Genomic DNA, 5958 nt, shown 5'->3' with positions numbered 1-5958 from the left:
ATCAAAACAATACAAAGCTCTGATGAGCGCAGCAGACAAGCTATCCCCAACCCAAAATTTCAGCATCAGCAGCGCCGCCACCATGCTGGAGCAAAATTCATTAAGCCAGGGAATAAGCTTAAGCCTGAGAAAACACCAACACTTCGACTGGGCGCAACTAGGAATAGCAGGCCTGACAGCCGGCTTCATGGGAGGCACCTTTGGCAAAAAGATAGACGCAACCTTAAAAAAGATAGATCATCAATCTGGAATCCTGGCCACAGAAGCAAAAGCCCTGGCAACAGGAGCCGCCGAATCCGCAGCAACAGGAGCCCACTTCAATGCAACAGACATAATAACCAACAACCTGGGAAGCGCCATAGGTTCAGCTATCGTGGATACCGGAAGAGAAAACAGTCCGTTAATGCTAGAAGAAGAGGAGCTAGTGAATGCAGGCGAATTCTATTTAACCGACTCACTTCTTGATTTAGCTCATCCGGAGTGGAGTCAAGAACAAATTGAGAGGAATTATAATGAGCGGGAATCGATTAAAAATGAATTCGATTTCTTCCGGTATATGATCGAAAATGGAAAAGCTAAATCACCAAAACCTTATGGAAGTTTATATGGTTCAGATTTATTAGGATTTATCGAAAAGACCCCAAACTCAGATAATGCTGTGATTGGCGTTGGCAAAGGAGCGCTAGCAATACAAAATACGGATGTAGTCACCATGAAGCAATTAAAGGCGATGTTTCCACGCGCCAAAAGTGAAGTGCTGGAAGCATATTTGCCAGAATTTAACTCCCAATTGGCCCCGGCGGGTATCAACACACCTAAACGTCTCGCATATTTCTTCGCTACGGTTAATGAAGAGACTGGGGGGATGACTAAATTTGTTGAAAATGATTTTACTTATAAAGACCCTGCACGTGCACGAAAAATGTTTAGGAATTTGAGGGCGATGTCAGACCAAGAAATTCAGAGTTTAGGCAATGGTGAGTTATTTGCTAATACTGCGTATGCAAATATTAATGGTAATGGAGAGGTTAGCAGTGGGGATGGCTACTTTTTCAGGGGCAGAGGATTATTTCATTATACAGGACGAGAAATTTATATGAAATTAGGTGGTGCAGATTATACAAATCATCCTGGTTTGATAAACATTCCTAAAAAGGATGTTATAGCTGCGATTGAGTATTGGGACTGGAGAAAAATAAGTAAAAGAGTAGATTTACTAGATTACAAAATAACATCTCCATTAAGTGATCCAGCATTTAAAAGTGCTGTTGAGGTTGTTAATCCAGGTTTATCAAATATTATTAGGCGCGCGAATTTTTATAATCAATATTTACCTACGTTTAGAGAGAAGATATGAAAAGTTATGTAATTGGGATTTTAATGTTAGGAAATCTTTTATCTTGTTATGCTAACAATACTGTTTGCAGTACAAATATTGCTGGTTATAAAGTCGTGAAAAATTCTGTTTATCCTTTCTACGTTAAAAATGATAAATCATGCTTTTTTGCATTTTATACAAAAAATCCTGCACCAATGACGGGAAGTAGAGGGAATGGTAATCTTGGCGATGCTTTATGGTATGGTTATTATAGAATAAGTAATCCGCATAAGATTTATGAGTTTCCCAAGCCTTCAGATACACACTGGAGTATCGTTTGTAGTTTAGAGGCCATATCATTCCAGGTTATGTATGGAGATGGAAAAAGAAATGTGACTGTTATCGGATCATGCGACCGATACAACGCAATTAATTATACTTTCCCATTTGTTTTTAAATGGAAAAATGATAATTTTGTTTTAGACAAAGATGTATATATGGGGCTATTTGGAGCCATAGGATTAACTGTTGAAGACGTACGTAACTATATAAAAAAACCTGATTTGTATTATGATATTTTGCATCATAGATATGATCCAGACTAACTGGTTTTGTATCGCTGTAGCAAGCAAGCAGCCTTGATGTAGTGAAACGAAATCAAGGTTTTCAATTTGAGTGCTTTAAGGGAAATTAATTCATTCTAGCTTTAACTATGAACCCAAACTTTTGTTTTGCTCATAGAAGAGCGAAAACCTTGATTTCGTTTCACTACATCAAGGCTAGCTTGGTATCCTAGGAGGAGCAAAAATTATATCAAAAGCTGGATAAATATAAATAATAGTTCTGGTTCTGAGAGAGCTCTCTATTCGGTGCTTGATGCGCTGGAACCCTGAGCATCAAGCAACACAGCAATATAGGCTGGGCAAGTGCGCAAACGGAAAAAATCCATAAGGGAATGACTGAATTCATGAAGATGAATCCTACATATCAACCTCATTATATAATACCTCAGTATAGAAATTAGATGGAGAAAACAATGATTGTAATTAGGAAAGTTAAAAGCATTATTTTTATTTGTATCACGATTATGTTTTTTAATTGTTATGCTGGTGAGACTGGGATTGAGCAAATTACTATTACTCCTAAAATGCAAGACAGCATCTTGCTTTCGCCATTTAAAGCCAATTTACAAACTAACAATGGGCATCGATTTATAGCTTATTTATATGCCCCAGATGAGAAAAGCGAAGAAACGGATTCATTTTCACGTGTAACTAAACAGGAGTATCATACTATTAGTAAAGTAGGCCATTTTTTTATTTATTTATATGATGTTGAAACTAAATCTTTTTCAAATTATCGAACAAAAGTATTTAAAAGTTTTAGCAAAACACGATTTAACGATGAAGGAGCTAAAATAATGATTTTATCAGGCTCTAAAGTAAGGAGAGCTGATGTATTGTTGATCAGCCAATTCGGTACTGGCAGTGGTGATGTTTATGAGGCCTATGGTTTTTCTAAAAATAATACATATTTGAAAAATTATAATTTTTCTGAAAAATATAAAGAAGAACAGATTTATTATGAGCAGTTTTATGGAAGTGTGATATCCAAAGAAGAAAAATTAGGGCGACTCGCTTATAACCCTTCGATGAGTGAAGCAGGTGAATATCAACAAGAAAAATATCTCTCTATATCAGAGGATCTTGTTTTAGTGAAGTAACAGAGCAATTGACAGCAAGCGTAGCCCGGCTTGCTTGCAACCCAACCGGGATTGTGCGCCAATTGTAGTAGGGCAAGTTCTCTGGGAGTTGATGTAGGGCTGAGTAAAGGCATGGTAGGCGTTTTTCCAACAGAAATGTGTCCAATGCTCGATTTTTGGTGATCTCTAATTGGCTTAATCTATTTAAAATAAAAATTTTCTTTGCCGGCCTTAGATTATGAACGTCTAAAGTATGTATTTTAATTAAGCTAAGATGATTTCACAGCGAATGGCCATCAGCTGGCTCTAATAATGGTGTAATTTTTTAGGAACTCAAATGTATCACTTATTTTTTGATAAGACTTATCCAAAAAATGATACTGCATGATATATAGTAACCAGTTAATGAGACTATCAAATCAATTGATTGCGATCATAATTTGATCATTATGCATTATTTATGTATAATTGTGAGCTTTATCTAACTAGTGAGCCATGAATGGACAATAGGAATGTAATTGTAACCCCTCACCTAATCACCTCATTAAGTTCTAAGCTATACCAGCAAAAAGAACATGTCTTATTAGGAATCAGCCCTTTTAACAGTTATTTTTCCGAAGAAATGATAGGCGACTGGATTCAATGGGCGCACACAACGTTTTCATCATTTCATGTTTTCATCCCCGACACTCTGCCTATATATACGTTTTTAGCCCTAGGGTATGATGAATTTAAAGCGAAAAAGAAAGCGAAGAAACAGGCCTCCTATCTGAAAAATAAAATAGCACGCGCATTATTACAATACCAATTAGACGGAATCGATGCCAATACTCTAATTATTGATATGGATTATTTAGAGAACAATCAGGCCTATATAGAACTAAAAAAGAAATGTTATGCACTGTATAATGAAAATTCTGAGTTTCAAAAGGAATGCGACCAATGCACTGGATGGGTTTTAAATGGTCATACAATCAAAGATCTCCATCTTGCTAATGAAAATATAGCTGTTCAATACATATTGAATGAAATGCCTCTATTTATGGACACTCCATCGATTCTTAATACCGCATCATCCCTGTTTTCTTATCATCAGATACCACAATTTATAAATTATCTCTATAATAATCATAGAAAGAATGAATTTGTTGCCTTAAACCAAGGATTTATCGAACTAACCGTTCATAAACGTCACACGATACCTGATGGAGTATTGTTTGGGAATGAGCTTAGATAATGAAGAACTATATCTAATCATTGATACCATAGAGGCCAGCATCTTCTGGAAAGATACCGATGGTCGCTATTTAGGCTGTAACCAGTATATGGTTCGCATGAGCGGTTTCAAGAAGAGAACTGATTTAATTGGAAAGAAAGATTGTGATATGCCTTGGTGGCAAATTGCTGACAAATTAGAAGCCATAGATCGCAGTGTTCTTAAAAACGGTATTTTTGAAGGAGAAGAAACTCCGTTAACCGCCTCTTCAAAAAAAATAGTATTTCATACAAAAAAAACAATTTTATATGATAAAAACAATAAAATTGTGGGAATTATTGGAATATCAATTGATATAACTGAAAGAAAAAAAGCAGAAATGTTGATTAAGAAAAAACAAAAACAATTAATCAAAGAAAAAGATAAGGCTCAAGCAGCAAACCAGGCAAAAACAGAGTTTCTTGCGAACATGCGCCATGACATCAGAACCCCGCTATCAGGAATAGTAGGATTTTCCGAGATCCTCAAAACTGAATCCAATGAACCTCGTGTTAAAGAATATGCAGATAATCTGGTAGCCTCGAGTCATGCATTACTTGATTTGATGGATGAAGTACTCGAAGCGGTAAAAGTCAGCTCCGGTGACATTCCAAAGCTTAAAAGAAAATTTAACCTCAGTAATACTTTAGATCAGGTTGTCTCTCTATATTCTGCTAAAGCAAAAGAAAAAAAATTGAATTTATCTTTATCAGTAGATAAAAAACTACCCCAATATGTCATAGGGGATAAAATCAGGGTGCACCGTATCGCTCTTGAACTGATAGGAAACGCGCTTAATTTTACTGATAGGGGTTATGTAACAATCAAGATAGAACTCGCTAAACAAAAGCAGCGTCATCTCGTTCTTAGAATGATTGTCAGTGATTCAGGCATAGGTATTCCCAAAGACAAACAACAGGAAATTTATCTAAAATTTAAACGGCTGACACCTTCTTATCAAGGAATTTATAAAGGTTCTGGGCTAGGACTTTATGTGGTGAAGCAATTTGTAGATGAATTAGAGGGAGAAATTTACGTGGACAGTGAACCCCACAAAGGAACTGTTTTTACCTGTCTTATCCCCTTACTGGAACCACTACTTGATGATGACTCAGGAGTTGATAACAGCGTCGCTTTAAAAACAGAAAAACCCGACCTGCCCCTACCACCATTAACTCATCAACACCAATCAGTTTCCCCTGCATTAGAAAACAAAACAAGAAGTACTGTGCTAGTAGTAGAAGATAACTTCATTGCTCAAACAGTAGCAAAATCCATTCTTAGCGCCATGGAGTGCCGAGTGGATGTTGCCTCCAACGGGGATGATGCTATTGCCTTTTGTGAACAAAATCACTATGACTTAATTTTCATGGATATTGGCCTAGGTGCAGGCATGGACGGTTATGAAGTAACCCACCATATTCGCACCCAAATAGACAACAAGCGCCATATACCCATTATTGCGCTAACAGCTCATGCAGCCGATGAGAGCAAACAACGCTGCATCGAGGCTGGAATGGATGCGGTATTAACCAAACCCCTGACTCAGGCACACGCCATAGATATTATTAAATCTTTCATTCCAGAGCGACATGAACCGTCTGAAATTAAATCATCTGAAACAAGAAAAGACTTGCCTGACAGTGATGATGAGATGTTTCAATTAAACCAGTTCCCCATTTT

General features: G+C 36.9%; 5 protein-coding genes. All 5 read left to right on the top strand.

Translation table 11 applies throughout. The features are described 5' to 3' along the window. The coding region (locus tag B094_RS16580) for a glycoside hydrolase family 19 protein (RefSeq protein WP_169334274.1) at positions 1-1357 on the top strand (1357 nt) is incomplete at its 5' end. Then, positions 1354-1923 (top strand): hypothetical protein, encoded by a 570-nt coding sequence (locus tag B094_RS0113155; RefSeq protein ID WP_018578279.1) that lies wholly within the window; start codon positions 1354-1356, stop codon positions 1921-1923. The genes B094_RS16580 and B094_RS0113155, both read left to right, overlap by 4 nt. Positions 1924-2354: 431 nt before the next feature. Further along, complete coding sequence (locus B094_RS0113150; RefSeq protein WP_018578278.1) at positions 2355-3041, top strand: hypothetical protein; 687 nt, start codon at positions 2355-2357, stop codon at positions 3039-3041. Between the two features lie 478 nt (positions 3042-3519). Further along, on the top strand, positions 3520-4257 hold the full coding sequence (locus tag B094_RS0113145) for a tRNA-dependent cyclodipeptide synthase (RefSeq protein ID WP_018578277.1): 738 nt from the start codon (positions 3520-3522) through the stop codon (positions 4255-4257). Continuing rightward, positions 4244-5958, top strand: a 1715-nt coding sequence (locus B094_RS16265; RefSeq protein ID WP_018578276.1) for a response regulator, incomplete at its 3' end; no start/stop codon positions are given. The genes B094_RS0113145 and B094_RS16265, both read left to right, overlap by 14 nt.

It is taken from the genome of Legionella shakespearei DSM 23087 (genome assembly GCF_000373765.1).
Classification (GTDB): Bacteria; Pseudomonadota; Gammaproteobacteria; order Legionellales; family Legionellaceae; genus Legionella; species Legionella shakespearei.
Note: the sequence above shows the minus strand (reverse complement) of the source record. Positions and strands in the feature narration are given on the sequence as shown.

Bases quoted from the DNA above. Each gene is read 5' to 3' on its own strand.
- B094_RS0113155 (WP_018578279.1), top strand. From the start codon at position 1,354: ATGAAAAGTTATGTAATTGGGATTTTAATGTTAGGAAATCTTTTATCT.
- B094_RS0113150 (WP_018578278.1), top strand. From the start codon at position 2,355: ATGATTGTAATTAGGAAAGTTAAAAGCATTATTTTTATTTGTATCACG.
- B094_RS0113145 (WP_018578277.1), top strand. From the start codon at position 3,520: ATGGACAATAGGAATGTAATTGTAACCCCTCACCTAATCACCTCATTA.